This window comes from Clostridium polynesiense (assembly GCF_000820705.1).
In the GTDB taxonomy this organism is placed as follows: domain Bacteria; phylum Bacillota; class Clostridia; order Clostridiales; family Clostridiaceae; genus Clostridium_AA; species Clostridium_AA polynesiense.
Genome location: NZ_CCXI01000058.1, coordinates 1 through 3,739 on the forward strand (window position 1 = coordinate 1; position 3,739 = coordinate 3,739).

The 3,739-nt window shown below is 36.8% G+C and carries 5 protein-coding genes; all 5 read left to right on the forward strand.

The annotated features are described in order from the left end of the window. A partial coding sequence (gene ord, locus TA89_RS18535) for a 2,4-diaminopentanoate dehydrogenase (protein ID WP_040211526.1) occupies window positions 1-986 on the forward strand: 986 nt, incomplete at its 5' end. 17 nt (window positions 987-1,003) lie between these two features. Further along, window positions 1,004-1,297, forward strand: coding sequence for a 2-amino-4-oxopentanoate thiolase subunit OrtA (gene ortA / locus TA89_RS05320; protein ID WP_040211528.1), 294 nt, complete (start codon window positions 1,004-1,006; stop codon window positions 1,295-1,297). Between the two features lie 4 nt (window positions 1,298-1,301). Further along, a complete protein-coding gene (ortB, locus tag TA89_RS05325; RefSeq protein WP_040211530.1) occupies window positions 1,302-2,705 on the forward strand; it encodes a 2-amino-4-oxopentanoate thiolase subunit OrtB in 1,404 nt (467 codons plus the stop codon). Window positions 2,706-2,723: 18 nt separating this feature from the next. Beyond that, window positions 2,724-3,089: a D-ornithine 4,5-aminomutase subunit OraS gene (oraS, locus tag TA89_RS05330; protein ID WP_040211531.1), complete on the forward strand. Its 366-nt coding sequence runs from the start codon at window positions 2,724-2,726 to the stop codon at window positions 3,087-3,089. Continuing rightward, window positions 3,086-3,739 (forward strand): lysine 5,6-aminomutase subunit alpha TIM-barrel domain-containing protein (locus TA89_RS05335; protein ID WP_040211532.1); only part of this gene is annotated, 654 nt, incomplete at its 3' end. The genes oraS and TA89_RS05335, both read left to right, overlap by 4 nt.

The window sequence follows — 3,739 nt, forward strand, 5'->3', positions numbered from 1 at the left end:
ATGGAGTGGAGGTTGCAGCTGTTATAGACGCAGACCCTAAAAAATCCGGTAAATCATTAAAGGAGGTATTGGATTTAGAGGGCTATGAGAAACTTATTATAACTTCTGATTTTAAAAAAACAATAGATGAAACGGAAGCAGATATAGTTATATTAGCTATAGATTCCTTTGTGGATAAAGTATATCCATATATCGAAGCAATTTTGAAGGCTAAAAAGAACTGTATTACCATAGCAGAAGAAATGGCTTATCCATATACTGTAAATGCAGATTTAGCAGAAAAAATGCATAAACTTGCTTTGGAAAATGGTGTGACTGTATTAGGAACGGGAGTAAATCCGGGCTTTGTTCTTGATACATTGGTAGTTGTATTGTCAGCGGCCTGCAGGAAAATCAATAGAATAAAGGCGGTAAGAATTAACGATCTATCTCCTTTTGGACATACAGTTATGAAAACGCAGGGAGTAGGGATAAGTCCTGAGGAGTTTTATAAGGGACTTGAGGATGGAAGCATAGTCGGACATATTGGTTTTAAGCAGTCTATACCTTTGGTTTCAAAAGCTTTAGGCATGGAAATAGACGAAATAGAGGAAATAAGAGAACCTATTATATCTAAAACATACAGAAGAACAGAATATGTAGAGGTAAAGCCGGGAATGGTAGCTGGCTGCAGACATATAGCCTACGGTAAATTCAAAGGAGAGACTATTATCACGATGGAACATCCTCAACAGGTTAATCCAGAATTAGAAAATATCAAAACAGGGGATTTTATAGAAATCCTCGGTGAACCAAAGATATCCATGGCAATTACTCCTGAAACCCCAGGTGGAACAGGAACCGTAGCATTGGCTGTTAATATGATACCTTTAGTAATTAGCGCTTCCCCAGGTTTAAAAACTATGATTGACTTGCCTCTGCCTCATGGTATTGAAAACAGCTTTGTAAAACAGAGAGATTATTATAAAAATCAGGAGGCAAAGTGATTAAATGATAAAAAAAAATAACCTGGGTTGAGATAGAAAAGTTGGTTTTAAGAAAAGAAGACAGAGCAGATAACATTCCTGAAGATACTAAAGGAACAGATTTAAAGATGTGGTGCAAAGGATTTTTAATAGAGGAATGCTCTTTGGGAGAAGTAGGCGAAATATGTACACTGACAGGGAGAAGGATAAAAGGAAGGGTGTGCAGGATAAATCCTGATTATAGCCATGGTTTTGGAAACTTTATACCTGAAGTTATGTATATAGGAATTCAGGCTAGAAAAATACTTTTTAATGAAGAAGATAATAGGTGATATTATGAGCAGATATAAAAATGTCATGGATAAAAGGCAGGAAATATTATTAAAGTCTGCAGGAGTTGATTATTCAAAATATGAAGAAGGAATTGTATCCTTTAATTATGAAAAAATGATGAAGGATATAGGATACGGTCTGAATGAAGTACGAGAGATACAAAAAAAAGCAGGAGTAGGAAATACACCTCTAATAGAACTAAAAAATATTACTGAGCTTGCAAGGAAGATTTCAAAAACAGGAAAAGCTGCAAGGATATTAGTAAAGGATGAAAGCTGTAATCCTTCAGGAAGTTTTAAAGATAGAAGGGCTGCCTTGTCGGTATATGATGCTAAGATTAAAGGATACAAAGGTGTAGCTTCGGCAACCTCAGGAAACTACGGAGCCGCTGTAGCTTCTCAGGCGGCAATGCAGGGGGTTAAATGCATTATAGTTCAGGAATGCTTTGATTCAAAAGAGATTGGTCAGCCGGAGATACTGGAAAAAGGAAGAAAGTGCGAGTGTTATGGTGCAGAGGTTATTAAACTTACAGTGGGACCGGAACTTTTCTTTACTTTTTTAGAGTTGTTAGAGGAAACTGGATATTATAATGCTTCTTTATACTCTATGTACGGTATAGCAGGAATAGAGACTTTGGGATACGAAATTGCTGAGCAGTGCAGGGAATACTATGGGAAAGATCCTAGAGCAGTAGTAGTTACCCACGCTGGTGGAGGTAATGTTACCGGAACTGCAAGAGGATTAATAAAAGCTGGATCTTTTGAAACTGATGTAATTGGTGCTTCTGTAGATTTAACCGGGCTTCATATGGCATCTGACAAGGATTTTAATAAAAAATCATTTACAACAGGTCATACAGGTTTTGGAGTTCCTTTTATAATTAATCCTGATAGATCTGATGTACCTAGAAGTGCAGCAAGACCTTTAAGATATTTAGACAGGTATGTGACTGTGAGCCAAGGTGAAGTGTTTTATATGACTGAATTACTGGCACAATTAGAAGGGTTGGAACGTGGACCTGCTGGTAATACTTCTTTGGCAGCTGCTTTTGTATTATCCCAGGAATATGAAGATGAAGATATAATTGTGGTTCAGGAAACGGAATATACCGGTGCTGGTAAACACTTAATGCCTCAGCTGACTTTTGCAAAGAATAATAATATCAAAATCCAAATAGGAAACCCGGAGGAAGAAATACCTGGTGAAAGCATAATACTTCCTAGTCATCCCTCTAAGTGCAGGATAAAAGAGATAAATATGCTGGATTTAAAAGCTTCCTACCTTAAAAATATAGTTTTAAAGTTAAGAGGAAGAAAACTTATGTCAGAGGACTTGAAATATTTATGTGATGAAACAAAATTAGTTGAAGATGAAATTATCAGGATTCTTATAGAGTATGGTTACTAATAAAAGGGGGACATTAATATGAAAAGAAAAGGTGACTTTAATGCTAGGAGACAGCATTTAAAAGATTTATCTGATGAAGAGCTTTTTAATAGGTTTTGGGAATTGACTGAATTGATAGTCAAGCCTTTAGTGGACATAGCATACAAAAACACATCACCATCTATTGAAAGAAGTGTGCTGCTTAGGATGGGTTTTTCAAGTATTGAAGCAGATAATATAGTTAAGCATGGTATAAAGTGGGAGCTTTTAGGTTATGGTATGGGAAAAGCTGTTTTAACTCTTGCTGAGTATAGAGAAACAAGCTATGAGGAGGCTGGGAAAATCTTGTCTAGAGGTGAATGCTGGGAGATTGTAGATAATCTATTGAAAGGGGAAGCTATATGATAGAGGAGAATAAGAAGATTGATATAGAAGAAATCTTAAAGAATCTTGATAAATATGAGCCAAAAAGAAAAGGATGGACATGGAGAAAAAAGTATAAAGGAAGAATAGGTGAATTTGAATATTCAGATGTTTCAATGCCTCTTAAAAAGTCAGAATCTCTACCATCTGCAAGAAGCTTTGATGGTATAGACCCTCAGCCCGAACCAGTAATTACCACAGAAATTGCTTCAGGAAGATTTGAAGATGATATCCGAAGGATGAGAATGGCAGCATGGCATGGAGCAGATCACATAATGGTGATACGAACTGCGGGGCAGAGTCATTTTGATGGTTTGATTGAAGGAACACCAGAAGGTGTTGGAGGTGTTCCTATTACACGAAAACAGGTTAGAGCAACAAGAAAGGCATTGGATTTAATAGAAGAAGAGGTAGGGAGGGAAATAAATTTTCATTCCTATGTTTCTGGAGTTGCTGGTCCGGATATTGCTGTTATGTTTGCCGAAGAGGGGGTAAATGGAGCACATCAGGATCCTCAGTATAACGTATTATACAGGAATATAAACATGGTAAGATCTTTTGTAGACGCAGCAGAAGCTAAGAAAATTATGAGTTCGGCGGATATGCTACAAATTGATGGAGCTCATAATGCT